The 25,420-nt window shown below is 71.0% G+C and carries 23 protein-coding genes; 8 read left to right on the top strand and 15 right to left on the bottom strand.

Annotated elements, in window-relative coordinates; translation table 11 throughout:
* Positions 1-61 precede the first annotated feature (61 nt).
* Both AB0B64_RS24155 and AB0B64_RS24150 read right to left on the bottom strand, forming a co-directional pair.
* Complete coding sequence (locus AB0B64_RS24155) at positions 62-1,621, bottom strand: hypothetical protein (RefSeq protein WP_357948824.1); 1,560 nt, start codon at positions 1,619-1,621, stop codon at positions 62-64.
* On the bottom strand, positions 1,618-2,394 hold the full coding sequence (locus AB0B64_RS24150) for an ABC transporter ATP-binding protein (RefSeq protein ID WP_358179719.1): 777 nt from the start codon (positions 2,392-2,394) through the stop codon (positions 1,618-1,620). The genes AB0B64_RS24155 and AB0B64_RS24150 overlap by 4 nt, the downstream gene beginning before the upstream one ends.
* 35 nt (positions 2,395-2,429) lie before the next feature.
* On the opposite strand from AB0B64_RS24150, the gene AB0B64_RS24145 reads away from it, so the two are divergent.
* From AB0B64_RS24145 to AB0B64_RS24120, 6 genes are all read left to right on the top strand, one after another.
* A complete protein-coding gene (locus AB0B64_RS24145; protein ID WP_358179716.1) occupies positions 2,430-4,019 on the top strand; it encodes an acyl-CoA carboxylase subunit beta in 1,590 nt (529 codons plus the stop codon).
* Positions 4,016-4,216, top strand: coding sequence for an acyl-CoA carboxylase subunit epsilon (locus AB0B64_RS24140; protein WP_357948815.1), 201 nt, complete (start codon positions 4,016-4,018; stop codon positions 4,214-4,216). The genes AB0B64_RS24145 and AB0B64_RS24140 overlap by 4 nt, the downstream gene beginning before the upstream one ends.
* 104 nt (positions 4,217-4,320) lie before the next feature.
* Positions 4,321-5,262, top strand: coding sequence for an NYN domain-containing protein (locus AB0B64_RS24135; protein ID WP_225293467.1), 942 nt, complete (start codon positions 4,321-4,323; stop codon positions 5,260-5,262).
* Between the two features lie 107 nt (positions 5,263-5,369).
* Positions 5,370-6,815: an AlkA N-terminal domain-containing protein gene (locus AB0B64_RS24130; protein WP_358179713.1), complete on the top strand. Its 1,446-nt coding sequence runs from the start codon at positions 5,370-5,372 to the stop codon at positions 6,813-6,815.
* Positions 6,812-7,312, top strand: a complete 501-nt coding sequence (locus AB0B64_RS24125) for a methylated-DNA--[protein]-cysteine S-methyltransferase (RefSeq protein WP_357948810.1) — start codon at positions 6,812-6,814, stop codon at positions 7,310-7,312. The genes AB0B64_RS24130 and AB0B64_RS24125 overlap by 4 nt, the downstream gene beginning before the upstream one ends.
* A 44-nt stretch (positions 7,313-7,356) precedes the next feature.
* Positions 7,357-7,554 (top strand): hypothetical protein, encoded by a 198-nt coding sequence (locus AB0B64_RS24120; RefSeq protein ID WP_357948808.1) that lies wholly within the window; start codon positions 7,357-7,359, stop codon positions 7,552-7,554.
* Between the two features lie 33 nt (positions 7,555-7,587).
* On the opposite strand, the gene AB0B64_RS24115 is transcribed toward AB0B64_RS24120, so the two are convergent.
* Positions 7,588-8,748 carry an MFS transporter gene (locus tag AB0B64_RS24115; protein ID WP_357948805.1) on the bottom strand — a complete coding sequence of 387 codons (1,161 nt, stop codon included), beginning with the start codon at positions 8,746-8,748 and terminating at the stop codon, positions 7,588-7,590.
* Between the two features lie 90 nt (positions 8,749-8,838).
* On the opposite strand from AB0B64_RS24115, the gene AB0B64_RS24110 reads away from it, so the two are divergent.
* Entirely contained in the window at positions 8,839-9,270 is a 432-nt protein-coding gene (locus AB0B64_RS24110) for a MarR family transcriptional regulator (RefSeq protein ID WP_357948803.1), read from the top strand.
* An 8-nt stretch (positions 9,271-9,278) separates the two neighbouring features.
* Here the strand turns inward: AB0B64_RS24110 and AB0B64_RS24105 are convergent, their stop codons facing one another.
* From AB0B64_RS24105 to AB0B64_RS24050, 12 genes are all read right to left on the bottom strand, one after another.
* On the bottom strand, positions 9,279-10,208 hold the full coding sequence (locus tag AB0B64_RS24105) for a hypothetical protein (RefSeq protein WP_357948801.1): 930 nt from the start codon (positions 10,206-10,208) through the stop codon (positions 9,279-9,281).
* Complete coding sequence (locus tag AB0B64_RS24100) at positions 10,208-10,798, bottom strand: hypothetical protein (protein WP_358179710.1); 591 nt, start codon at positions 10,796-10,798, stop codon at positions 10,208-10,210. Before AB0B64_RS24100 ends, AB0B64_RS24105 begins: the two co-directional genes overlap by 1 nt.
* Entirely contained in the window at positions 10,795-13,491 is a 2,697-nt protein-coding gene (locus tag AB0B64_RS24095) for a BTAD domain-containing putative transcriptional regulator (RefSeq protein ID WP_358179707.1), read from the bottom strand. Before AB0B64_RS24095 ends, AB0B64_RS24100 begins: the two co-directional genes overlap by 4 nt.
* Positions 13,492-13,566: 75 nt before the next feature.
* Positions 13,567-13,998, bottom strand: a complete 432-nt coding sequence (locus AB0B64_RS24090) for a flp pilus-assembly TadE/G-like family protein (protein ID WP_357948794.1) — start codon at positions 13,996-13,998, stop codon at positions 13,567-13,569.
* Between the two features lie 20 nt (positions 13,999-14,018).
* The gene (locus tag AB0B64_RS24085; protein ID WP_358179704.1) at positions 14,019-14,441 is read right to left on the bottom strand and encodes a TadE family protein; all 423 of its coding nucleotides are present in this window, start codon (positions 14,439-14,441) and stop codon (positions 14,019-14,021) included.
* Entirely contained in the window at positions 14,438-14,830 is a 393-nt protein-coding gene (locus AB0B64_RS24080) for a TadE/TadG family type IV pilus assembly protein (protein ID WP_357948790.1), read from the bottom strand. Before AB0B64_RS24080 ends, AB0B64_RS24085 begins: the two co-directional genes overlap by 4 nt.
* Positions 14,831-14,919: 89 nt before the next feature.
* Positions 14,920-15,141, bottom strand: coding sequence for a hypothetical protein (locus tag AB0B64_RS24075; protein ID WP_357948787.1), 222 nt, complete (start codon positions 15,139-15,141; stop codon positions 14,920-14,922).
* Positions 15,141-16,061, bottom strand: coding sequence for a type II secretion system F family protein (locus AB0B64_RS24070; RefSeq protein ID WP_357948785.1), 921 nt, complete (start codon positions 16,059-16,061; stop codon positions 15,141-15,143). The genes AB0B64_RS24075 and AB0B64_RS24070 overlap by 1 nt, the downstream gene beginning before the upstream one ends.
* Before the next feature lie 66 nt (positions 16,062-16,127).
* A complete protein-coding gene (locus AB0B64_RS24065) occupies positions 16,128-16,970 on the bottom strand; it encodes a type II secretion system F family protein (RefSeq protein WP_357948783.1) in 843 nt (280 codons plus the stop codon).
* On the bottom strand, positions 16,967-18,265 hold the full coding sequence (locus tag AB0B64_RS24060; RefSeq protein ID WP_358179701.1) for an ATPase, T2SS/T4P/T4SS family: 1,299 nt from the start codon (positions 18,263-18,265) through the stop codon (positions 16,967-16,969). Before AB0B64_RS24060 ends, AB0B64_RS24065 begins: the two co-directional genes overlap by 4 nt.
* A gap of 85 nt (positions 18,266-18,350) precedes the next feature.
* Positions 18,351-19,067 carry a hypothetical protein gene (locus tag AB0B64_RS24055; RefSeq protein WP_358179698.1) on the bottom strand — a complete coding sequence of 239 codons (717 nt, stop codon included), beginning with the start codon at positions 19,065-19,067 and terminating at the stop codon, positions 18,351-18,353.
* A gap of 1 nt (position 19,068) precedes the next feature.
* Positions 19,069-19,734 carry a hypothetical protein gene (locus AB0B64_RS24050; protein ID WP_357948774.1) on the bottom strand — a complete coding sequence of 222 codons (666 nt, stop codon included), beginning with the start codon at positions 19,732-19,734 and terminating at the stop codon, positions 19,069-19,071.
* Positions 19,735-20,187: 453 nt separating this feature from the next.
* On the opposite strand from AB0B64_RS24050, the gene AB0B64_RS24045 reads away from it, so the two are divergent.
* Positions 20,188-25,359, top strand: coding sequence for an FtsK/SpoIIIE domain-containing protein (locus tag AB0B64_RS24045; RefSeq protein WP_358179695.1), 5,172 nt, complete (start codon positions 20,188-20,190; stop codon positions 25,357-25,359).
* Positions 25,360-25,420 lie beyond the last annotated feature (61 nt).

The raw sequence follows: 25,420 nt of genomic DNA, 5'->3' as shown, positions 1-25,420 counted from the left end.
AAGGTATCCACAAGCGTGGAATGTCCGTAAGGCGGTCTCACGTATTGGACTAGACCAATGCTCAGGTGGGCCGGGACACCGCGGCGAGCAGCTCGGGGAGGCGGGGGAAGCCGATCTTCGCGCCGAGCCGCCGGCCCAGCACCTCGGCCAGCAACCCGTAGAACGGCGCCAGCACGGACACCCAGAGCAGCCCGAAGAGCAGCGGCACCACGAACGGCACCGACAGGAGGGAGATGCCCAGCAGCGCGCCCACGCCGGAGACGAACGCCTGGCCGCCCTGACCGGGCGCGGCCCCGCTGAAGGCGTTCATCCGCTCGGGCATGGTGTAGGGGATGACGACGCTGGTCACGGAGCCGACGCCGAATCCGGTCCCGAGCGCGCCCAGGCCGATGAGCACCGCCGGGACGATCCCCTCCGGGTGGCCGGCGAACAGCCCGGCGGCGACGGCGATCAGCGTGAGCAGCGGCGTCGCGACCAGTGCGCCGGCCAGGTGGCGGCCGGCCAGATCGGTGCTGAGGCCGCGTTCGGAGCCGATGGTCACGGCGTTCATCCAGAGCGAGCGGCCGTCGATGCCGAACGAGTTGGCCGACTGCAGGGCGATCATCATCCCGGCCGACGCGGTGAGCAGAATCGGCGTCGACGCCCCGGCGTCTCCGGAGCGGGTGACCGAGAAGCCCAGCACGATGGCCACCAGGACGGAGGAGAACCAGCCGACCCGGTAGCGGGGCTCGCGCATGATGTACTTGAGCTCCTTGGTGACCACGGCGGCCAGCGGCCCGCTCGGCACGAACCGGTCGACCAGGCCGCTCCCCCTGCGTACGGAGGCCGCGCGCGTGGAGGAGTCGGGTGTGACCAGGGCCCGGCTCAGCGCCTTGATCCACAGCCAGCCGACCACCACGACCACGAGGGCCACGACGACGAGCTCGGCCAGGCCGGTCAGGCCGCCGTCGGCCATCGCGTGCGCGGCCATGCCCGAGGGCGTCCACCTGAGCAGGGCCGCGACTTGGCGCAGCATCCCCGCCGGGTCGCCGATGTTGCTGTTGAGCAGCAGGTTCGGCAGTTGCGCGAGCAGCACGACGAAGATCGCGGCCACGGCCAGCAGGTCCCGGCCGCGCCTGGTGCGCAGGGCGCTGGACAGCGCCGTGGTGACCAGCCGGGAGGCGACCAGGCAGAGCGCGAACTGCAGGAGCACCGCGACGATCCCGAGCAGCACGCCGCCGACGCCGGTGGCGAGCCCGGCCAGGGCGCCCGCCGTGATGATCAGGGTGGCCAGCGGCCAGACGCCGGTGGCGGAGGCGGTGAACATGCCGACCGCGAGCCGGTGGGTGGGCAGCGGGAACAGCGACAGCCGCGCCGGGTCGAGCGTGTCGTCCAGGCCGAACGCCAGCAGCGGCACGACCATCCAGCCGATGAGCATGATCGAGAACACCACGACGACGATCGACGCCGCGACATCGTGCGGCGCCAGCCGGAGCAGGCTCATGAGCAGGAAGCCGATGACGCTCACGAACACGGACATGATGAGGGTGAAGATGAAGCCGAGCTTGCGTTGTATGTCGCCGCGGAGGTTGCCGGCCAGCAGCCGGAGCTTGAGCTGGGCGAAGAGCGCGACAGTGTTCACGCCGGCTCCTGCTTGCCCCGGCCGAGCCAGGTCAGACCCGAGTCGCCGTTGTCGCGCGGACCGCCGACGAGCTCCAGGAACGCCTGGTTGAGGCTGCGTCCGGCGCGTACCTTCTCCAGCGGGCCCTGGGCCACGATGTGCCCGGCGCTCATCACCGACACCCAGTCGCAGAGCCGCTCGACGAGGTCCATCACGTGGCTGGAGAAGATGACGGTCGAGCCCGAGGCGGTGAAGCGCCGGAGCACTTCAGTGAGCGTGTTGGCGCTGACCGGATCGACGCCCTCGAACGGCTCGTCGAGGAAGAGCACGGAGGGGTTGTGCAGCAGCGCCGCCGCCAGGCCGATCTTCTTGCGCATGCCGGTGGAGTAGTCGACGACGAGCTTGTCGGCGGCGTCGGCCAGGTCCATCACCTGCAGCAGTTCCTCGGCGCGCTGCTCGACGTCGGCCTTGGCGATGCCGCGCAGCCTGCCGTTGTAGAGGAGTAACTCGCGGCCCGACAGGCGTTCGAACAGCCGCAGCCCCTCGGGCAGCACGCCGATGCGGGCCTTGACCTCGACGGGATCGCGCCACACGTCGAAGCCGTCGATCTCGGCCTGGCCGCCGTCGGGGCGGAGCAGTCCGGTGATCATGCTCAGGGAAGTCGTCTTGCCGGCGCCGTTGGGGCCGACGAGCCCGGCGAAGCTGCCCGCCGGGACCACGAGGTCGATGCCGGCCACCGCGATCTGCGGGCCGTATCGCTTGAACAGGCCATGCGTGTGAACCGCCTCCGTCATGGATCCACTGTAGGAGCCGGGTTAATGTTGCGCGCATGACTGCTGCCGAGGCCGTACCGGACCCGCCGGACATTCACACCACCGCCGGGAAAATCGCCGACCTCGAGCGCCGGCTCGACGAGGCGGTCCACGCCGGGTCGGCGGCGGCCGTGACCAAGCAGCGCGACAAGGGCAAGATGACCGCGCGGGAGCGGGTGCTGGCGCTGCTCGACGAGGACTCGTTCGTGGAGTTCGACGAGTTCGCCAGGCACCGGTCCACGATGTTCGGGCTGGAGAGCAGGCGACCGTACGGCGACGGCGTGATCACCGGTCACGGCACGATCGACGGGCGCCAGGTATGTGTGTTCTCGCAGGACGTGACCGTGTTCGGCGGCTCGCTCGGCGAGGTCTACGGCGAGAAGATCGTCAAGGTGCTCGACCTGGCCCTGAAGACCGGCTGCCCGATCATCGGCATCAACGAGGGCGGTGGCGCCCGCATCCAGGAGGGCGTGGTCGCGCTCGGCCTCTACGCCGAGATCTTCAAGCGCAACGTGCACGCCTCGGGCGTGATCCCGCAGATCTCGCTCATCATGGGCGCCGCGGCCGGCGGGCACGTCTACTCCCCCGCGCTGACCGACTTCGTGGTGATGGTCGACCAGACGTCGCAGATGTTCATCACCGGGCCCGACGTGATCAAGACCGTGACCGGCGAGGAGGTCACGTTCGAGGAGCTCGGCGGCGCGCACACGCACAACACCAAGTCGGGCGTGGCCCACTACCAGGCCACCGACGAGAGCGACGCGCTCGACTACGTCAAGGCGCTGCTGTCCTACCTGCCCTCCAACAACCTGGACGAGGCGCCGGTCTTCGAGGGCGCCGGTGACCTGGAGCCGGATCCCGAGCTGGACCTGCTGATCCCCGACTCGGCGAACCAGCCCTACGACATGCACCGGGTGATCGAGCACGTGCTCGACGACGGTGAGTTCCTGGAGGTCCACGCGCTGTTCGCGCCCAACGTGGTGGTCGGGTACGGCCGGGTCGACGGTCAGGCGGTGGGCGTGGTGGCCAACCAGCCCATGCATTTCGCCGGGTGCCTGGATATCAACGCCTCCGAGAAGGCAGCCCGTTTTATTCGAACATGTGATGCTTTTAATATCCCGATCCTGACTTTTGTAGATGTCCCGGGATTCCTCCCAGGGACCGATCAGGAATGGAACGGAATCATCCGCCGCGGGGCCAAGCTCCTCTACGCCTACGCCGAGGCGACCGTGCCACTGGTGACGGTCATCACCCGCAAGGCGTACGGTGGGGCGTACGACGTCATGGGGTCCAAGCACCTGGGCGCCGACGTCAACCTGGCGTGGCCCACGGCGCAGATCGCGGTCATGGGCGCGCAGGGCGCCGTCAACATCCTCTACCGGCGCGAGCTCACCGCGGCGGGCGACGATGCCGACGCCGAGCGGGCCAGGCTGGTGACCGAATATGAGGACACGCTGGCCAACCCGTACATCGCGGCCGAGCGCGGCTACGTCGACGCGGTGATCCGACCCGCCGAGACGCGGGCTCAGGTCGTCAGGGCGCTGCGGGCGCTACGGAACAAGCGGGCCTCGCTGCCGCCGAAGAAGCATGGGAACATCCCGCTATGAGCGCCTATCTGCGGATCGTTCGTGGGGACGCCACGCCGGAGGAGATCGCCGCCCTCGTGACCGTTCTCGCGACACGGCAGGCCGTGCCGGAGCCGGCGGTCATGCCGCGAAGTCAAACATGGCGAAACCCGGCGAGAGCGATGCGTAAGGCACCCGCACCGGGGAAGTCGGGTTGGCGGATGAGCGCCCTGCCTTAGATAGATCCTGGGAATCGGGTGTCAAGTTCTCGAGGAGTTGGGACTATCTAGAGAAAGTAGGCGTATATAGTCAGCCGATCAACTAACCGCGGCCTGGAGGACACATGGCCATCCCAGACCTCATGCCGCATGCTGTGGCAGCGAAGTACGCCGTCCTGGTGGACGTCGGTTATCTCTATGCTGCCGCAGGCGAAGTGCTGCTGGGCGCCAAGGAGCGCAAAGAATATCGAGTGGCCGCCGATGAGCTGATCCAGAGTCTACAGAAACATGCGCTGGAACGTATATCTGGCGAACTTCTGCGGATCTATTGGTATGACGCCGCTCGCGACCGTGTGCCGACCGTCGATCAGCGGGTCATCGCCCAGTTGCCCTGGGTCAAGGTACGGCTTGGCAACCTGAACGCCCGTGGCCAGCAGAAGGGCGTGGACGCGCAGATCAGGAGCGATCTGGAGGCCCTGGCCCGGCATCATGCGGTGACTGACACGATCTTGCTCGCCGGAGACGAGGACATGGTCCCCGCGGTGGAGGCGGCGCAGGCGTACGGGGTGCGCATCCACTTGTGGGGCGTCGAGCCGCCGTACGGCACCAACCAGGCCGAACGGCTGGTTTGGGAGTCGGACACCGTGGAAGTGATCACTGCTGAATTCCTGAGGCCCTTTTTCAGTCGTGCTCCGCAACCCGTTCCGGTCGCCCCGCCGGTGACCGCTCCGTCGCCCGCGCAGGTGTTCGCCGGGCGCGCGCCCGTCAAACCGCACGTCAAGCCCGGCCAGGTGGCCAAGCTCGGGCCCAGCCGGCCACGCGTCGAGGACGTGGGCGAGCACGTGGCACAGAAGTGGATCCTCACCCGTGGCCGCGACAACATCCGCGACCTGCTGCCGGGGCCGATCCTGCCGACGGTCATCGACACCGAACTGCTCATCGAGGCGGAGAAGGAGCTCGGCCACTCGTTGCGGCCGTTCCCCGAGGCGCGGGTGTGGCTGCGCGACGGGTTCTGGGCGCGCGTCTACCGGGAGTTCGACCTAGGTGTGGGCGTCTCGTCCAAGTGACGTCTGATTTCCGCTGGTCGGCGGGTTTGACCTGCTGACCAGCGATTTAACGATCAGGTCCGATTCCCGCCAGTCGACAGGCCGGGCGAACGCATACGCTCGGTGTCATGTCACCACTTGAGCTCGACTTCGACTCCTGCTACCGGGCGGTAGCCGCCCGGGACGCCCGATTCGACGGGCGCTTCTACACGGCGGTGACCTCGACGCGGATCTACTGCCGTCCGATCTGCCCGGCTCGCACGCCGGCCTCGCGCAACGTGCGGTTCTACCGGCACGCGGCGTCGGCGGAGGCGGCGGGCTTCCGCCCGTGCAAGCGCTGCCGCCCGGAGCTCTCCCCCGGCGATCCGGGGTGGGACCTGCGCGGTGACCTCATCGGGCGGGCGCTGCGGCTGATCGATGACGGAGCCGCCGACGAGCGTGGCGTGGCGGGGCTGGCCACGCGGCTGCACATCACCGAGCGGCACCTGCACCGGCTGTTCGTGGCCGAGCTGGGCGTGGGGCCGCTGGCGGTGGCCAGGACCAAGCGGCTGCTGCTGGCCAAGCAACTGCTGACCGAGACGCGGCTGCCGGTCACCGAGGTGGCGTTCGCGGCCGGGTTCGGGAGTGTGCGGCAGTTCAACGCCACGATGCGGGAGACATACGGGTTCACACCGAGCGAGCTCCGCGCGACCGCGGGTGGCCCTTCAGTCCCCTCCGTTTCCGCGCCGCCGACGGTCGAGGTGGTGGCCGGACCCGCGACGCTCCGGTTGCGCCTGCACCGGCGGGAGCCGTACGACATCGCGGGCGTGCTCTCCTTCCTGACCTCGCGCGCGATCCCCGGCCTGGAGGTGGCCAGCCCGACGTCCTACAGCCGGGCCGTCCCAGGCGGGACGATCACACTCACCCCCGAGCCCGGCCACATCGCGCTCGACGTCGCCGTGGACGACACCCGGCAGCTGGCCCGCATCGTGGCCCGCTGCCGCCGCCTGCTCGACCTCGACGCCGACCCCGACGCCATCGCGGCCGCGCTGGGCGAGACCTCACTGCGCCCGCTCATCGAGTCCCGGCCCGGCCTGCGGGTGCCGGGCACGTTCGACGGCTTCGAGCTGGCCGTACGCGCCGTCGTGGGCCAGCAGATCTCCGTCGCGGGCGCCCGCACCCTGCTCGGCCGGATCGTCGAGCGAGCCGGGCGGCTCACCGAGCGCCCCGGGCTGACTCACCTGTTCCCCACCGCCGCGGAGCTGCTCGAGGCGGACCTCACGGGGCTGGGGCTCACCAACCGCCGCGTCGCGACGCTCAAGGAGCTGGCCATCGCCGTCTCCGAGGGCCGGATCGACCTCGACGGCGGCCAGGATCCGGGCGAGGCCGTGGCCGAGCTGCTCGACGTTCCCGGCATCGGCCCCTGGACCGCCAGCTATGTCGCGCTGCGCGCGCTGCGCGACCCCGACGCCTGGCCCATCGGCGACCTGGTGCTCAAGAAGCGCATGGCCTGCCTGGGCATTCCCGACGACCACATCGAACGGTGGCGGCCCTGGCGGGCCTACGCCGCCCTGCATCTCTGGAGCTCCTCATGATCGACGCCCAAGTCATGCCGACCCCGATCGGCCCGCTGTCCCTGCTGTGCCGTGATGGCGTGCTGGTCGCGGCCGGCTTCACCGCCGACCCCTCGGACATGTTCGTCCGGCTGTCGCCCGCGCTGCAGGCCGAGGGCCTGGACGTGGTCGACGATCTCGGCCCCGCCGCGCAGGCCGTACGCGACTATCTGGACGGCGACCTCCTGGCCCTGGACGCCATCCCGGTCGAGCAGCCGGGCACGGCCACCCGCAAGCGCCTCCACCAGGCGCTCCGCGAGGTCAAGCCGGGCACCACGGTGACGTACGCCGAGCTGGCCGAACGCGCCGGCATGCCCAGGACGGCGGCCCGCGCGGCCGGGTCGGCCTGCGCCCAGAACCTCATCGCCCCCTTCGTCCCCTGCCACCGGGTGCTGCCCGGCTCGGGTGGCTATGGCGGCTACTACTACGGCGTACCGGTCAAGGAGTGGCTGCTCGCCCACGAGTCCGGCCGGCTCTAGCAACTCCCCGTCATGGTGCGGCAGCGCTCTGTACGATTGGGTGGATGGCCGGAGCACACGAATACAGGGGCGAGCCGGAACGGACGCCGGCTCAGTTGATCCTGGGATTTCTGGACGCACGCGACATCTCGGTGCCCGAGGAGGCTCGGGCCCGCATCCGCACATGCACGGATCAGAGCCTCCTCGACCGCTGGACCGTCAGGGCCGTGACCGCGCTGAGCGTGGACGAGCTGTTCAGCTGAGCCCCCGCTCTCAGCGGCCCTGTGGCGTTGTCATCAGGTGGCCGGGGCGAGTTGGCGGCGGGCCTGCACGCCGGCGAGTCCCGCCACCGCCAGCCCGGTCAGCCCGAGCAGCGCGGCGGTCCAGGCCGGAGCCGTGTAGCCGAAGCCCGCGTCGATGGTCAGCCCCGCCGCGAACGACCCGATCGCGTTACCCAGGTTGAAGGCCCCGATGTTGGCCGCGGAGGCCAGCGTCGGGGCGCCCGCGGCGGCGTCCAGGACCCGGGTCTGCAGCGGCGGCACGGTCGCGAAGGCAGCCACCCCGAACAGGGTGATCGTCACGATGAACGCGACCTGGTTCCCCGCCACCAGCGCGAGGACCACGCCCAGCAGCGTGAGCAGGGCCACCGAGCCGTAGATGCTCGGCATGACGGCGCGGTCGGCGAGCCGGCCGCCGATCAGGTTGCCGACGACGAGCCCCACCCCGAACAGGGCCATGACGACCGGCACGGCGCCGGGAGAGAATCCGCCCACACTCGTCATGATCGGCGAGATGAAGGTGATCACCGCGAACACCGGCGCGAACCCGAACACGGTCATCGCCAGCGCCAGCCATACACCGCCCTTGCGGAAGGTCGCCAGCTCGCGCAGCATCCCACCGCCTTCGGGCCGCGGCTGGGCGGGCACCAGGGCGAGCACGCCGATCAGCCCGGCGACGCCGATGGCCACCACGACCCAGAACGTCGCCCGCCAGCCGAACGCCTGCCCGATCCAGGTGCCGAGCGGCACCCCGAGCACGTTCGCCAGGGTCAAACCGGTGAACATGAGCGCGATGGCGCTGGCCCGCTTCTGCGGAGCGACCAGGTCGGCGGCCACCACGGATCCGACGCCGAAGTAGGCACCGTGCGCGAACGCCGACAGGAACCGGCCGACCATGAGCACACCGTACGAAGGCGCGAGCGCGGAGAGCAGGTTGCCCACGATGAACAGCACCATCAGCGACAGCAGCATGGTCTTGCGGGACAACCGGCCGCCGAGCATGGTCAGCGGCGGCCCGCCGATGGCCACGCCCAGGGCGTAGCCGGACACGAGCAGGCCGGCGGCGGGGATCGTGACGGCGAAGTCCGCGGCCAGCTCCGGCAGCAGCCCGTTGATGATGAACTCGGTGGTGCCGATGCCGAAGGCGCTGATCGCGAGGGCGAACAGGGCGAGTGGCATAGAATACTCCTCAGACGACGTTAGTCAGCGTAGACATTATTTGCACACGCCGACTAACTGACCATACAACCTTGTCCGGGAAGGTGTCACATGCCGCTAGCCGATGACGCCGTCGAGGCGCGCGCCCAGGGCTGGCGCACGCTCGCCGCGCTGCACGCCAGAATCGAGGACCGGCTGGAGCGGGCCCTGCAGAAGGAGCACGAGCTGAGCGTGAGCGAGTACACCGTGCTCGACGTGCTGGGCCGCCAGGACGGCTGGCACATGCGCATGCAGCAGCTCGCCCGCGCGGTCGTGCTGAGCCAGAGCGCCACCACCCGCCTGGTGACGCGGCTGGAGAACCGTGGGCTGCTGTCCCGCTACCTGTGCGATGACGATCGCAGGGGCATCTACACCGAGGTCACCCCGGCCGGCCGCGAGCTGCTCGCCCAGGCGAGCCCCACCCACGACACCGTGCTCAAGGAGGTGCTGGCGGAGGCGGCGGAGCTGCCGGAGCTCGCCCCGCTCGCCGCCGTCATCGCCTGAGGCACCGTCTACGGTTTGACGTTGCTCTGCACCTCACCCACCGGCACGTCGCGGGTCACTCCCACCTCGACCGGCGCGAACTGGACCGGCACCGCCTGGCCCGCCACCGTCACCGGCCACACGGTCGTCACGGTCAGCTGGTAGACCTGGCGCGGCTGGTCGATCGACGAGCGCAGATACTGCACGCCGCAGGTGAACGGGGCGCCCTTGGCGTACGGCTTGCCGGTGGCCCCGCACTGCTCACGCACCTCGGCCCGGTCCTTGCCGGTGCCCGCGTCGATCTTGATGTCCTGGAGCGTGGCGACCACGGTCGCGCTCATGACGCCGGGCAGCGTCGCGGTCGCCGTACGCCGAGGCTGACCGATGCCTTCGAGCCACACGAACGTCGGCAGGTTGACGAAGCTCTTGGCATCCGGGCTCAGCTTGACCGTCGGCTGGGGCACGGTGATCGCCGCCCGCGCGATCTCGGCCAGCTGCGCGATGGTGATGCCGGAGGGCGGCGTCTGGTTCGGCGGTACGAAGACGAACAGTTCCAGCCCGGCCCAGCAGGTGGCGCCGTTGGGGTCGGACGCGTCGTAGGCGGGCGTCCACCAGTTCCCCGGTTGCCCCTTCTTGTCCTTGAACTGCTGGACGAACTTATTGAAACTGTCCTCGTCGGCCTTCACCCTGGCGAACTGGGTCTTCGAGTCCGTCTGGAACTTGAGCATCTCGTCGGCGCTGAGCCCCGGCTCATACCAGCAGGGCCGTTTGATCCGATAGCCGTCGCTCTTGCCACCCTTGCCCACGTCGCCGCTGACCACGATGCCGGAGTGCGTGAGCTTGACGGACGCGGTTCTGCCCTGCTGGCCGGTCCTGACGTCCGTGGTGGATTGGGGGCCGGGCGTGGGCGTGGCCAGCAGGAGCGACCCTGCCATGAGCACCGGGATCAGGGGATTCATCAGCTGCACCCTTCTTTGTCCTGGCGGAATTCCCTGATCCGCCACACACCGTCGTCGCCGCGATGCGCGAGCACGGTTTGGAGGTAAGGAGCGCGCACCCAGTCGGGCTGGGGCGCGACCGCCTTGCCGGTGGGCGTGGAGACGAGGCGTACGCCCCGCTCGTCCACGCAGGTGTCGACCTGGGCGCCCTTGCCCATGACCGACGTGATCCGCAGTCTGGAGAGACGCGCGACGCCGCGCGCCGACTCCTGCCGGTCGGCGAACCCGCGTACCCATTCGCCGGCCTGCGGAATCACAGACGGCTCGACATGACGCAGGTAGCCGGTGTCGCCGGTGACGACCGCCTTCCACCGCTCCACGTAGTAGTCGGCGAAGAGCCGTTGCAGCGCACTGGCCGACGGCCCCTTCTCCACCTTGACCTTCAGCTCGTCGCCGACGTCGACCGTCTTGCCCTGGGTGGACGTGGGAGCGGGCGCCGCGGTGGTCTCGCCGGTGACGGGGGCCGCCACGCCGCCGGGGGTGTACGGCCGCTCGGGCGGGCCGCAGCCCGCCGCGAGCAGGAGCGCCAGCATTACCGCCATCCGCCTCATGCCGTCGACTCCCTCACGATGTGGATGCGCCACGACGGCAGCAGCTCGTCGATCAGCGCCTCGGTCTCGGGCGCCATCCCGCCGCCATAGGGGTGGGAGGACGAGCGCCTGGTCAGCCCCTCGACGACCGTCCGGAGCCGCAGCACGTCCCCGGTGGCGTGCGTGGCCCGCAGCAGGTCGCGCCAGAGCCCCTCGTCGTCGGTGGCCAGCAGCAGGGCCGCGCGTACGGCCGCGACCGCGGCGTCCGGCTCGCCGTGCGCCAGCCGCAGCTCGCACAGCCGGTGGGCGGCGTCGGCGACCCCGGCGGCGACGTCGTACTCAAGGTCGTCACCCGCCAGCCACGCGTATCTCCCGGGCGGCCGCCCGCTCAGCAGCGGGCCTCTGACCAGGGCGAGCGCCTTCTCCAGGAGTACGGTCCGCGCCGTGGGATCGCCGTGCGAGCGGCGGACCAGCTCGCGGAAGAGCGCCCAGTCGGTGCGTACCGCGGGTCCCAGTCGCAGCCTGCCCGCCTCGTCGACGTGCAGGTGCTCGCGGCCCAGCCAGTCGACGACCCTGGCGATCGTGGCGTCCCTGACCATGGGCTGTACGCCACGCGGCCACAGGACGCCGCCCAGCACGACGGGGTGCACGCCACCGGGATGCGTGGCCAGGTAGACCAGCAGCTCGGTGGCCAGCGCCATCCGCCCCTCTTCGAGCGGGTCGCGGCCGACGATCTCGATGGGGCCGAGCATCCTGATCTCCACCGCGGGTGGCGCCAGCTCCTCCAGCGGCTCCGCCTCTGGCACCGCCTCGCCGTCGAGCTGCTCCGCCGTACGGAAGAGATCGATCAGCGCCTGGTAGTGGCGGCGCGGCAGCAGTTGCGCGGTCACCTCGAAGCCCAGCTCTGCGATCTTCGCCTTGCCGTCCTCGGTGATCTCCAGGGTCCAGGTGGCGTGCGGCACGTCGCCCGTCACCACGTATCCGGCGGTGTCCTTGCGGGCGAGCAGCGCCAGGCGGCGCGCCTCCTCATGGGTGGGGGCCACGGCGGACAGCAGGTAGTGGGCGTCGCGCGGGCTGCCGGTAACGCGCCCGGTGAGCACCTCCTGGCGCGGGGCGGCGGTGGCCTCCAGCTCGGGCAGCACCTCGGCCAGGCTGCCCACGGCCCTGATCCGGTCGGGCGCGATCGCCGTCAGCTCGTCGCCGAAGCCGACGAGCGTGATGCGCATCCGGTCGGACCAGCGGTTGGTCGCCAGTTCCACGGCCAGCGCCGCGAGCGCCGCGGTGGTCTGCGGGCCGCGGATGTTGATCAGGCCCTGCGCCGCCTCCAGGTCGATCAGCACCCGGCCGCTCTCGTCGGCGCCGAGCGAGACCAGCCCGGGGTACGGAGCGCCGCCGGGCTGCTCCTCCAGCAGGCGGCCCTCGTGCGCGGCCAGCCGCCACACCTGGCCGCCGTCCTGGGCGATCCACGGCGCGGGCGCGTCGCCGTCAGGCGGGTGGATCCACAGGTCGAGGTTGCGTGGCGACAGGTGAGCTGCGTAGACGGTCGGCGGCGTGCGGCCCTGCGTGGCCAGCTCCGCGCCGAGCAGCCTGAGCCCGATGTCGAGGATGCGCGTGCCCGGCGCGTCGGCGCCCAGCCTCAGCGCGACCTCGGCCTTGGCCGCGTCGTCGCGCGGCCGGACGATGCGGCGGCCGAACGCGCGCCGCCACAGCTGCTCACGCCGCCGCCTGGCCAGCACGACCAGCAGACCGGCCGCGGCCAGCGACGCGGCGGCCAGGTAGTCGGTCAGGTCGACTCCTGGGCTCTGCACCACGGGCTGCTCGGCTCCGGTCTCGTGTCGCGCGTGCGCCGGGCCCTGCTTGACGCTGGAGGTCTGGCGCGCCTCGTCGGCGACTCGCCGGTGTTCGCCGTGCGACCCCGCCGGGTGCTGCTTCAGCGTCTGGGCCCGCGCCTGGTTCACGGGTACGACGTGCGCGTGGCGCGCGTCGTCGGGCATGTCGAGCACCCAGCCCGGCCTGATCAGGTCGGCCATCCGCAGGCGGGAGCCGTCGGGCTGCTCCTTGTGCTGGTTGAGCCGGTAGATCTCCGGATATCGGCGCCCGTCGCCCAGGCACTTCTCGGCGATCTCCCACAGGCTCTCGTGGTGCCGGCCGTGGGGCGGCTGGACCACGTACACCTTCTTGGTGGCCTGCGCCTGCACCGGCTGCTCCACGATCGGCGCGGAGTAGGCGACCGTCGTCATGGGCGGCGCGGTGGGCGGCGGCGCCGCCAGCTTGATGATGGGCACGACCATGGCCCCGGCGGTGAACAGCACCAGTACGGCCGAGACGAGCTTGTTGGCCAGCGCCTGGGACCCGCCCGAAAGCGGCACCCTGGCGGGCATGCCCACCCTGCGTACGCCCGCGTAGACCTCGACGATCACGCACGAGAAGAACTGCAGCCAGGCCAGCCACACGAACAGCACCAGGACGGCCATGATCGTGCTCGGCCCCACGCGGCTGCTGAGCACGTCGAGATCGAGCAGTTCGGGAGAGATCGGCGGCCCGACGAACGTGAGCAGCGCGTACGGCACACCGCCGACGATCGCCACGAGCACCGCGAGCGCGCCGAGGCCGGCCAGCACGTCGCCCACGCTCCGCCTGGCCGGGATGCGCACGGGCGCCTGCCCGGGCCCGTGCGGCCGGCCCGCTGGACGCGCTGGGTCTCGCGTCGGCATCGCCTCTCCCTTCTCCGTGTTCAGGGTCCTGCGTGGTGGTGTTCTGATCCATCGAGTGAGCGGAATCGGTCTGGCTCACCTGGCCTGTGGCCCGGCCGTGGCCTCGCCCTCCATCTCGGTGCCGGGGAAGCCGATGGCCTGCAGGAAGAAGGCCGTCCACCGCACCTTCACGGAGACGGTCACGCCGTCCTGTCCCTGCGCGACGGTGCACGTTCCCCTGGTCACGTCGGCGCTGCCCGCCGCCGCGATCACCTCGTCGGCCCGGTCGCACACCTGGCCGTCGCCGAGCAGCCGGATCTCGCCCGTCTCGTGGAGGTGGTCGGCGTCGATCTGGTCGGCGCCCGCCCGCGCGGCCTGCTCGGCTACGTCGGCGGCCCGCAGCCGCGCGTTGATCGCCCCGCCGCCGTCGACGAGCAGCCCCGCCAGCAGGAACACCGCCACGGAGAACAGCACGGTGAAGACCGACATCGTCCCGCGGTCGCGGCGGCTCGTTCGGCCCTCTTGCATCGCTCCAGAAACACCGCGGCTCATTCGGTCCTCCTGAACTGTTCCAGGGGCACCACCGAGGTGCCGGTCATCCGCTTGGTGCCGGAGAACCCCAGGAAGCTCAGGTCCAGCTCGCAGGTGACCTCGGCCTGCACCTGGCCGCCCTCCTCCCACTTGGAGCCGGCGAGGGACACCGCCGGGCTCTGGCATCGCCCGTCGAGCGCGGCCTTGACGCTCCTGTCGGCGGCGTCGCCCGCGTCGCCGAAGGACCGCCGCACCGAGGCGGCCCGCGCCGCGTCCCGTGCCGCGCCGTTGACCTCGCCCTGCGCCTCGACCAGCCGGCCCGCCCCCGCCAGGAACATCAGGAACAGCAGGAAGATGGGCGCCAGCATGACCGTCTCCACGGCCATCGAGCCGCGCTCACGCCACCGGTTCTGGCTCGTCCGCAGCCGGTTCTGGTTCATCCGCAGTCGTCACCCCCGTCGTCCGGGCGGAAGCACTCGACGGGACCGCCCGAGGTGGCCGTGATCGTGAACGTGAGCTCCGGCAGGAGCGGGATGACCTGTACGGCGCTGCCGGTCACGGTGACGAAGCGCTCGTCGGGCTCCTTCTCCGCGGTCGTGACCGCGGCGTTCGAGAGCAGGCGGGGTCCGATGGCCCGGACGATGTCGGTGGCCTTGGTCGAGGCCGCACCCTCCCAGTCGCCCGAGTCGAAGGGGGCCGACCTGGCCACCCTGGCGCCTTCCTTGGCGGCCGCCTCGGCCACCTGACGGCCGTGAAACCAGAGCGCCACCTGCACGATGAGCAGCACGGCCGCCAGGATGACCGGCATCAGCAGGGCGAGCTCGATCACGGAGGCGCCGCGGTCGCGTCGTGCCCGGCGGCGCCGCCCCGGAGGTCGGCTTGGTCGCCGAGGTTGCCCGCGCGGGCGCCGGGCACCTGTCACGTGCGCCCGCCGGTCTGGCCGAAGCTGGTTTGGAGCTCGCTCTGCTTCCCCTCGACCAGCTGCTTGATCAGCGTGGCCAGGCCGAGGGCGACGCCGGCGATGATCGCGGAGATGATCACCCACTCGACCGCCGAGGCGCCCCGGCTGGGGGCGGTGCGGGCGCGCTGGATACGCACGCTGAGGCATGCCTGCAGGTAGATGACCCAGGGATGATTCATTAGGACCCCAACATCTTCATAGCGGCGGGATAACTGAGAAAGATCACGAAGCCCGCGCAGAGCAGCAGCTGGGCGACGAGCATCGACTGGGAGCGCTCACCGGCGCGGCCCTCGATCTCGGCCAGCTCGCGGCGGCGCAGCGTGGCGGCCCTCGCGGTCAGGGAGGCACGTACCTTGGCGCCGTCGTCGGCGACCAGGCCGAGCGCGGCGGACAGGTCGCGCAACTCGTCGACGTTGATCTCCTCGCCGAGCTGGCCGAGCGCCTGCCAGGGGGTGATGCCGACGATCCTGGCGCCGGCCAGCGCCTCGCGGATGCGCGACATCGCCCAGTTGGGCTGGTCACCGCTGACCGAGACCGCCATCATCAGCGCCTCGGGCACGCCGCGGCCGCCCGCGAGGTTCATCGAGACCAGGTCGAGGAAGGCGCCGACGACGTGCCGGAAGTCGCGCCGCTTCGCCGCCGCGTCACGCCGTACCTGAACGTCGGGCAGGAAGAAGAAGACCAGCGACACGAGTACGGCCGACCAGAACGGGATGGTCAGGGACGTACCCCACTCCATCAGCACCAGCCAGCCGAGCAGCACCGGGAACGCCAGCAGCCCGGCCGACGCGAGCAGCGCCTTCGTGGCCAGGTAGCCCTCGAACGACCGCCCGACCAGCGCCAGGTCGGCCTTGACCGACCGGACCTCCCACCCTCGCGCCTGGTAGAGGCGGGCCAGCCGGACGCCCAGGCCGCGGCGGAAGGCGGAGACCTCCTCATCGGGCAGGGCGAGCTGGATGCGCGGCGCGTCGGCGTCCTCGCGAACGGCCTCGATCGCCAGCAGCCGCGACACGAGGCCGGGGCGGGCCGGGAACAGCGCCCGGAGCAGCAGGAACAGGCCGAGGCCCAGCACGCAGCCGGCCAGCACACCCTCAACCATGACCGCCCCCTCTCTCCGTTGCCGCCCTATCCATGACCGTCTCCGACGAGCAGGCGGGTGGGCTTGCTATCCATGACCGCCTCCTACGAGCAGGCGGGTGGGCTTGTCGAACCGGGCGAGGCGCCGCATCCAGGCGAATCCGGCGCCGAACAGCCCCGCCACGACCGCCAGCACGGCCTGGCCGAGGAGGCCGCGGTATTCGCTGACGTAGGAGGGGTTGAAGACGACGAGCAGCCCGGCGAAGACCAGCGCGGTGATCACCACGATCTGGACGCTGCGCCTGGTGGCCCGGCGTTCGGCCTCGACGCGGCGCCGCATGTCGAGCTCCTCGCGGGCGGACACCGCCAGCGCCCCGAGCACGTCGCGCAGGCCGGGGCCGCGCAGCTTGGAGTTGAGTATCAGCGCGGCCACCACCAGGTCGGCCGAGGGGTCGTCGAGCTCGTCGGCGAAGAGCGCGAGCGCCTCCGGCAGCGCCATGCGGGTGTGGAGGCGGTCGACCAGGGCGCGCAGGTGCGGTTTGAGCGTGGGCGCGGCGGCCCTGATCGACGACGGGATGGCCTGTTCGAGCCCGGCCGCGCCGGCGATCGTGTCACGCAGCGACTCCGTCCAGGCGGCCAGCCCTTCGAGGCGGCGCATGGCGGCTCGCTCCTCGGCGGCGCCGCCCGACAGGCCGCGCCAGGCGAACACCAGCAGCACCGTGCCCACCGCCGCGACCGCCCAGCCGGTCACGACCAGCACCAGGGTGGCGGCCACCGCGGCGATCGCGGTGCGGGTGGTGAGCGTCTTGAGCAGCTCGCGCTTGGGGCGGGCGGGCCGGACGCGCATGCCGTACAGGGAGAGGAAGAACAGGAACAGTCCGCCGCCGACGAGCGCGCCGGCGAGCAGGGCGAGGGGATCGAGGTCGATCACAGCCAGCCTCCGGGGTTGTATCCGTGGGCGGCGAGCTCCTCCAGGCAGGAGACGGGGGCGTGGGGCAGGGCGGTGCCGTCGGGGCCCGGGATGAACACCTCGCTCGACAGGACGCGGCCGTCGCAGCCGTTGACCTCGCGGATGCTGGAGACGTAGCGCCGCAACGTGCCGCCGCGGCTGTAGTCGTTGCGCTTCTCGACGAAGACCACGAAGTCGATCGCGCCCGCGATGAGCATGTGGGTGGCGTCGATCGGCAGCCGCTCGCGGGCCTGCAGGGCGTAGGTGGAGATGCGGTTGAACACCTCCATGCTGGAGTTGGCGTGGATGGTGGACAGGGAGCCGTCGTTGCCCTGGGTCATCGCGTTGAGCATCGTGACGATCTCGTCGCCGAGCACCTCGCCGACGATCACCCGGCTGGGGTTCATCCGGAGCGACCTCCTGACCAGCTCGGCCATGGTGATCTCGCCTTGGCCCTCGGAGTTGGGCAGGCGCTGCTCGAAGGCGACGACGTTGGGGTGGAGCTCGGGGAACTGGTCGAGGCCGAGCTCCAGGGCGCGTTCGACGGTGATCAGGCGCTCGTGCGGCTGGATCTCGTTGGCCAGGGCCCTGAGCAGGGTCGTCTTACCGGCGTTCGTGGAACCGGCGATCATGATGTTCTTGCGGGCGCCGACCACCGCGCTGAGGAACCTGCCCACCTCCGGGCTCAACGTGCCGTTGCCCACCAGATCCGACATGAACACCTTGCCCAGACGGGCGCGGCGGATCGAGACGGCCGGCCTGAGCGTGACGTCCATGACGGCACTCAGCCGCGATCCGTCGGGCAGGCGCAGGTCGAGCTGCGGGTTGGCGGTGTCGAACGGCCTGCTCGACAGCCCCGAGTAGGCCGCCAGGATCTGGATCAGCTCGATGAGCTCGTCATCGGACTCGGCGACCGGCTCCTGCATGAGCTCCTGGCCGTCGGCGTAGCTGACGAAGACGCGGTCGCAGCCGTTGATGTCGATGTTCTCGACCTCGGTGTCGTCGAGCAGCGGCTGGAGGCGGCCCACCCCGAACAGCGCGGCGTGGATCCCGGCCGCCAGCGCCTCCTCTTCCTCGACCGTGGGAGGAGTGCGGCCCAGGCCGATCTCGCTGCGCGCGTGCTCCTCCAGGACCTGGGAGATCAGCGCCCTGGCGAACTGGCGCTCGTCTTCGCCGGTCATCGAGACCAGGCCGTTGACCTGGTCGAGGCGGCGCTGGTGGGCAAGGCGGTCGCCGACTTCTTGGCGGAAGCGCTTGACCAGGGAGTGATCGATCACGGGCTGCTCACTTTCGCGAGGACGCGTGTCGTACTCCCGGTTGTACGTAGCGGACCTCTCGCGAGGTTGAATGCCATGCCGAAATTCATAGGTTGCTCACCAGCCGTCCCGCGAGATCGCGCGCCGTACGGATGAGCAGACAGCGGTCGAGGCGCCCGCCCCACTGGCCGCGCAGCAGCTCAGCGCCCTTGGGGTCGTGCGCGAGGCCGTGGACGAACTTGACGCTCGGACCGACGATCCTGCGTACGTCGTCGATCGAGGAACGGTAGTTGCGCGGGTCGGCGATCACGGCGACGCCGTGGGCCTTGGTGATGGACAGGCGTTCGCGCAGGTGGGCGACGTGGTCGAGAGTCGCCCGGGTGAGCAGCACGACCTGCTCGGCCTGCGCCATCAGGTCGCCGAGCTGCGGATGGCCGCCGAGCCGGCCGCAGTCGGCGATCACGTCGGCGTTGGGGATGGCGGCCAGCGCCCTGCCCAGCGGACCCCACAGCCAGGTGAGCCCGGCCGCCTGCTCGCCGTGGGTGAGCCCGGCCAGCACGTCGAGGCCGCCGACGATCTTCTGGGTGTGCTGATGGATCTGCGCGGGTTCCAGGCCGCGCCGGGCGGTCGCGGCCAGCGTGAGCAGGCCCTTGCCGGGGTTGAGCACGCCGCCCTCGGCCGCGGGCAGCCGGTAGGCGAGATCGCCGCCCGCGGGGTCGCATTCGGCGAGGAGTACGGGACGCGGCCACACCGCCGCGAGGGCCGTCGCGGCAGTGGTCACACCAGGCGCGCCCTTGTCGGCGGCCAGTACGATCAGCGCCACGTCAACTTACTCCGGGCAGGTCGGCCACGGCGATCTCACCGCTGGAGGCGTATTGGACGATGGTCTTCGCCGCCGGGGCGTCGACGATCACGGTGATCAGGATGGATCCACCGGCTCTGCCTCCGTCGCTGACGCTCTCAACGAGGGCGCTCTGTGCGAGTACGCGGCTTTCCGCCTGGTCGGTGCGGCCGGGGACGTACACGACCTGGACCCGATGGCTTCTTTCCAGGCCCGCCGGGAACTGCCCCGGTTTCAGGGAGAGGCCCACCTTGGCCTTGCCGGGCACCAGCTCGCTGCTGGCCCTGACGCCCATGTTGTGGGTCAGCAGGGTGCCGGGCACGATCGTGACGGCCGCGAAGCTCTTCACCACCTCGAACCGCTGTGACCAGGAGACGTAGTCGAGACCGGTGTTGGCGATCTGCACCTCTTCGAGTGCGGCCGCGGTGAACTGCTGGCCGGCGCCGATCTGCTGGGTGACCCTGATCGCCGAGACGCGGTCGCCGCTGCGCAGCACGAGCAGCGTCGTGGCGAGCGCGCCGCCGAGGATCAGGAGCACGGCGAGAGCGGCCAGGGCGGGTTTGCGTTCGCGGGGTGGCACGGGGAGCTTGCGCGAGGCAGGGCCGGACAACCCCGCCGTGTTGACGGCAGGCTTTTCACTGGTCCTCATGGGTGGGGGGCTCCCATTGTGAATTGTCGAATTCACGCCATTATGTGCACCCGCCGGTGGGGGCGGGGCTGGAATGCGAGGAACCATGCTCGTTTCGCAGGTGGCGTGGTGTCAACAAGAAATAATCAATGCCTATTGTTTACAGTTAGTTGACCTGGGTGGTTTTTCGGGATAAGCGCGGCGATGGCGGGACAGAGCGGGGTTTTTTCGCAGCTGAAGGTTGCTGACGTGGGGCGATCCCTTGCGTCCCTTTTCTCACAGCATTCCCTCCCTTAACACGCGATGGGCGACCATGCCATAAATGGGCATCCAAATCAGTCACTTTCCACAGGCCGTAATTACCGTCCGCGGTTATCCACAGGTCAGCCCATCCATGCCATTGCCGACAACCGCGGGACCTACCCTTTGTTCTGGCGTTACCTTTGCGCCCAGGCCCGATCGAGGAGACGGCACATGCGGATCATGCTCACCGTGCTCGGCGAGCAAGGCGATCGTGACGTTGTGATCGAGGGTGACAACGGCGCCACGGTGGCGAGGGTGAGTGAAGCCCTCAGCGGTCAGGCGCCGCTGGCCGAGGTCGTCCGTCTGCCCAGGGCGCGAGCCCCCTACGGCATGTCGGCAACCGAGCCCGGCGCCCGCCCCTCGGCGCGGCACACCCAGTCCGGCGGCTCGTCCGAGTCCAGCCGGTTCGACGCCCCCCACCCATTTGACGTCCCGGGCGCTCGGCGTGACATCGGCGGCGCGTCCATCCGGGATCGGGGCGACGGGCTTGGCAGGTCGGGTGACGGGCTTGGCAGGTCGGGCGATGGGCTTGGCAGGTCGGGCGATGGGTTCGGCCGGGCGGGTGCCGTGCTCTGGCGCAACGGGCGGCCGCTCGACCCGCGCTCCCTGGCCGGGGCGGTGCTGCGCGACGGCGACAAGGTCACCCTCGACGCCCATCTCGCCCGCGCCACGATCATCCAGGAGCCCGGCGGTGTGGCCGAGGTGCGGGTGGTGGGCGGTCCGGCCGCGGGCGCCGTACACCGCCTGGGCCTCGGTGTGCACGTCATCGGATCCGACCCGATGTGCGCGATGACCGTCGCCGACCCGTCCCTCGCCCCCGAGGCCGCCATCCTGCGCGTGACCCCCGACGCGATCACGGTCGAGCCGGCCCGGCACCGCGCGCCCCAGCAGGCGCAGCGACTCAAGCTCAAGGGCCGGTGGGCCGACGAGGTCGCCGAGCTCACCGCCCGGGTCGCCGAACGCGAGGCGGCGGAGGCGGAGCCCGTCCACTACGAGCCGCCCGAGCTGGCTGCCCAGCCACTCACCGAAGCTACCGACTGGGCCGAGCACACGCTTCTGACCTGCGGCTCCTCGGTGTTCACACTGACCGCGATCGAGCCGCAGGACGCGCACCTGGCGCCCCTCCCGGAGGGCGGCGTCGCCTACAACCGGCCGCCGCGGCTGCGCAGGCCGGAGCCCGAGCGCACCTTCGAACGCCCCCTGGAGCCCACCCGCGCCGAGGGGATGCGCCTGCAGTTGCTGGCCGCGCTCCTGCCCGCGGTGATGGGCGTCACGCTGGCCTACGTCATGCGCCAGCCGTACTACCTGCTCATCGCCCTGATGACCCCCCTCATCATGATCGGGCAGTGGTGGAGCGACCGCCGCCACGGCAAGAAGCAGCACAGGAAGGCCGCCAAGAAATACAAGGAGCGGCTGGAGGCGTACGAACTGGCGGTCGAGCAGGCCAGGGCGGAGGACGAGCTGATCCGCCGATCCGACGCGCCCGACCCGGCGCAGGTGCTGCTCACCGCCACCGGCCCGCGCCGACGGCTGTGGGAGCGCCGCATCCACGATCCCGACGCGCTGCGGCTCAGGGTCGGGCTGGCCGACCTGCCGGCCAACCTGGAGCTGTCCGAGGAGAAGGGCGGCGCGATCTCCCCGCCGATCTGCCGGTCCGTGCCGGTGGCCCTGGCCATGCGCAGGCTCGGCGTGGCCGGCGTCACCGGTCCGCGCGACACCGCGACCGGCCTGGCCGGCTGGCTGATCGGCCAGGCGGCGACCCTGCACAGCCCCCGTGACCTGGCCATCGTGGTCCTGTCCGCGCACGCCGACGGCGAGCACCGCTGGGGCTGGGTCCGCTGGCTGCCGCACTGTGCCCCGCGCGGCGGCGAGGACTGCGTGGCCCTGGTCGGCACCGACCCGGAGTCCGCCGCCCACCGCGTCGCCGAGCTGGCCGCCCTCATCGACGAACGCCAGAACACCGCCATCCCCGAACTCGGCAAGATCCCCACCGGCTGGGACGACCTGGGCGGCCCGGAGACACCGGCTCTGACCTCCTATGACGTACGCCCCTACGACGTCCTGGTCGTGCTCGACGGTGCCCAGGTCCTGCGCGGCCTGCCCGGCATGCCGCAGATCCTGCGCCAGGGCCCCCGGTCGGGCGTCTTCACCCTCGCCATCGACGACGACCAGCGCCTGCTCCCCGAGGAGTGCGCCACCGTCGCCGCGTGCGCCGCCGACGGTCAGGTGCGCCTACTCGGCGGCGGTCTGGAGGTCATCGGCCCGGTTCTGGCCGACCTGGTCTCACCGTCGTGGTGCGACCGCGTGGCCAGGGCGCTCGGCCCGATCCGCGACGTGAGCAGGGACGACCCGGCCGGCCACCTCCCCGAGGCGGTCCGCCTCCTCGACCTCCTGCGCCTGCCCGCCCCCTCCGGCCACGACCTCGCCACCCGCTGGCACGGCCACGGCTCCACGAAGGCGGTCATCGGCATCGGCCCCGACGGCCCGTTCTCCGTCGACCTGCGGGTGGACGGTCCGCACGGCCTGATCGCCGGCACCACGGGCGCGGGCAAGTCGGAGCTGCTGCAGACGCTCATCTGCTCGCTGGCGGTGGCCAACCGGCCGGACCAGCTGACGTTCGTGCTGGTCGACTACAAGGGCGGGGCCGCGTTCAAGGAGTGTGTACGGCTGCCGCACACGGTCGGCATGGTCAGCGACCTGGACGGCCACCTGACACAGCGGGCCCTCGACTCCCTGGCCGCCGAGATCCGGCGCCGCGAACGCCTGCTGCTGGCCGCGGGCGCCAAGGACATCGACGACTACACCGGCGAGCCGCTGCCCCGGCTGGTGCTGATCATCGACGAGTTCGCCGCCTTGGTGGCCGAGCTGCCCGACTTCGTCAACGGTCTGGTCGACATCGCCCGCAGGGGCCGTTCGCTGGGCATCCACCTGATCCTGGCCACCCAGCGGCCGGCGGGCGTGGTCACGGCCGACATCCAGGCCAACACCTCGCTGCGGATCGCGCTGCGGGTCACCGAGCCCGCCGAGTCCTCCGACGTCATCGACCTGCCGGACGCGGCGCACATCTCCAAGTCGACGCCTGGCCGGTGCTACGTGAAGTCAGGGGTGGGGGCGGCGGCGGCCGTACAGACGGCCAGGGTGGGAGGCAGGAGCCCGGTGGCAAGCACCTCGCTCAGAGCCGACCCGACGGGCGCGGGGGCGACACTCGGTCCGAGTGCGATGCTCGGCCCAGGCGGCTTGGCGGGTGCGGGCGGCCAACTGCGGGTGGTCGACGTGGACTGGCGGTCCTTGGGCAGGGCGCTGCCGCCACTCCCGGAGCCTCCGGAGGGGTCGACGATCACCGACCTCACCGTCCTCGCCGACGCGCTCATCGAGGCCGCGCGCCTGACCGGCGTACCAGAGCAACCAAGCCCTTGGCTGGAGCCGCTGCCCTCGGCCGTGACCCTCGACGAGGTCACCACTGCCTTGATGACTGGGCCACTTGCCGGGTCGCCGACCTTCTCCGGATCGGCGACGAACACTGGATCGGGGACATTCGCCGAAGTCGGTCCGCTGGCCTTCGGGATGATCGATCGGCCCTGGGCGCAGGATCGGCGTCCGCTCGCGCTGGACCTGGCCCAAGGCGGCCATCTGCTCATCGCGGGAGCGGCCCGCAGCGGCAGATCCACCGCGCTACGGACGATCGCGGGCGCCATCGCCGCACAAGCCTCCCCTGCCGACGTCCACCTGCACGCCATCGACTGCGGATCGGGCGCGCTGCTCCCGCTGATGGCCATGCCGCACTGTGGCGCGGTCGTCACCCGCGACCAGCTCGACCGCGTCGAACGTCTGCTGTCCCGCCTCCGCGCCGAGGTGGGCCGCCGCCAGCAACTGCTCGCCGAGGCCGGACACGCCTCACTGGCCGAATACCGCCAGGCGGGCCACCGCCTCCCCTGGCTGGTGCTCATGGTCGACCGCTGGGAGGGCTACGTGGCGGCCTTCGAGGGCTACGACTACGGCCGCCTCACGGAGTCGCTCCTGCAGCTCCTCAGAGAGGGTCCGGCGGTGGGGCTGCGGGCGGTGGTGACGGGTGACCGTTCGTGCCTGCTCGGCCAGGTCTCCACGGTCTTCGATGACCGCCTCCTTCTCCGCCTGGCGGACCCGGCCGACTACGGGCTGGCCGGCCTGCCGATGAAGGGCCTGCCCGCCTCGATGCCCGCCGGCCGCGCCCTCTCGATCGGCGAACACGGCATCATCGAGAGCCAGATCGCCCTCCTGACCCACGACCCGTCGGGCCCAGCCCAGGTAGCCGCCCTCCAGTCCCTCGCCCGGGCCGCGGCCCCGCTCCGCAGCGTCCCGACGTACGCGTCCACGTCGGCACCCGGGAGAGCCACCCCCCAGCCCACTGCGACCTCCTCTGCGACATCTGCGACAAACCACCGCAGAGCCCTGATGGGCGCGCCAGACGGCGCATCAAGCGGCACATCGGGTGGCACCTCGGGTGGCACGTCAGGTGGCACCTCGGGCGACAGCATCCCTGGCGGCATGGCAAACGGCACCTCAGGCGGCACGTCGGGTGGCGGCTTCCGGGGCGACCTGCCAGAGGGTTCGGCCGGAAGAGGTCGGTCGACTCGGCTGGGACGCGGCGCGTGGCTCTGGGAGGGCGAGCCCCCGCTTCGGGTCGACGCGCTTCCCATGCGCATCACCGCCGGCCAGGCCATGGACCTGGAGCCGAACTTCACCCATCCCTCGCCGCTGTGGGCCCTGATCGGCGCAGGCGGCGACGCCCTGGCTCCGATGGGCCTGGACCTCCTCGCCCACGGCCCCGGCGCCGTCGTCGCCGGACCGGCCCGCTCCGGTCGCTCCTCGGTGCTGGTCACGGCCGCCAGGTCGCTCATCTCGTACGGCACGCCGGTCATCGCCATCGCTCCCCGGCGTAGCCCCCTACGTACGCTGGAGGGCGCCCTCGCCATCCTCGGCGGCGACGGAGCGGGCCTACAGGAGTTGCTCGCCGACCGCGAACGCTACGTGGTGATCGTGGACGACGCCGAGCTGATCAACCCGGACTCCCCTCTCGGGACGGTCCTGGAAGAGGTCCTCCGATCAGGCCGAGACGGAGACCACGGCCTCATCATCGCGGGCGCGACAGGCGACCTGGCGACGGCCTACCGGGGCTTCGTCGCCGAAACCCGCAAGTCGCGCACCGGCGTACTCCTTTCGGTGCAGAGCCCGGCCGACGGCGACCTGTTCACGGTCCGCCTGCCGCGCGGTGCCGTCGGAGGCCCACCGGGACGCGGCCTGCTGATCACCATGGGCAACACGACCCCCATCCAAGCGGCCATCTCGGACACCGGCCCGCCGTAGAGCCAGGCGGATTGGACCTCGACCTGCCGTAGAGCCAGGCGGACCGGACCTCGACCCGCCA

It is taken from the genome of Nonomuraea sp. NPDC049129 (assembly GCF_040648495.1).
GTDB lineage: Bacteria > Actinomycetota > Actinomycetes > Streptosporangiales > Streptosporangiaceae > Nonomuraea.
The sequence above is the reverse complement of the archived record's forward strand: the minus strand, read 5'-3'. Positions and strand labels throughout refer to the sequence as shown.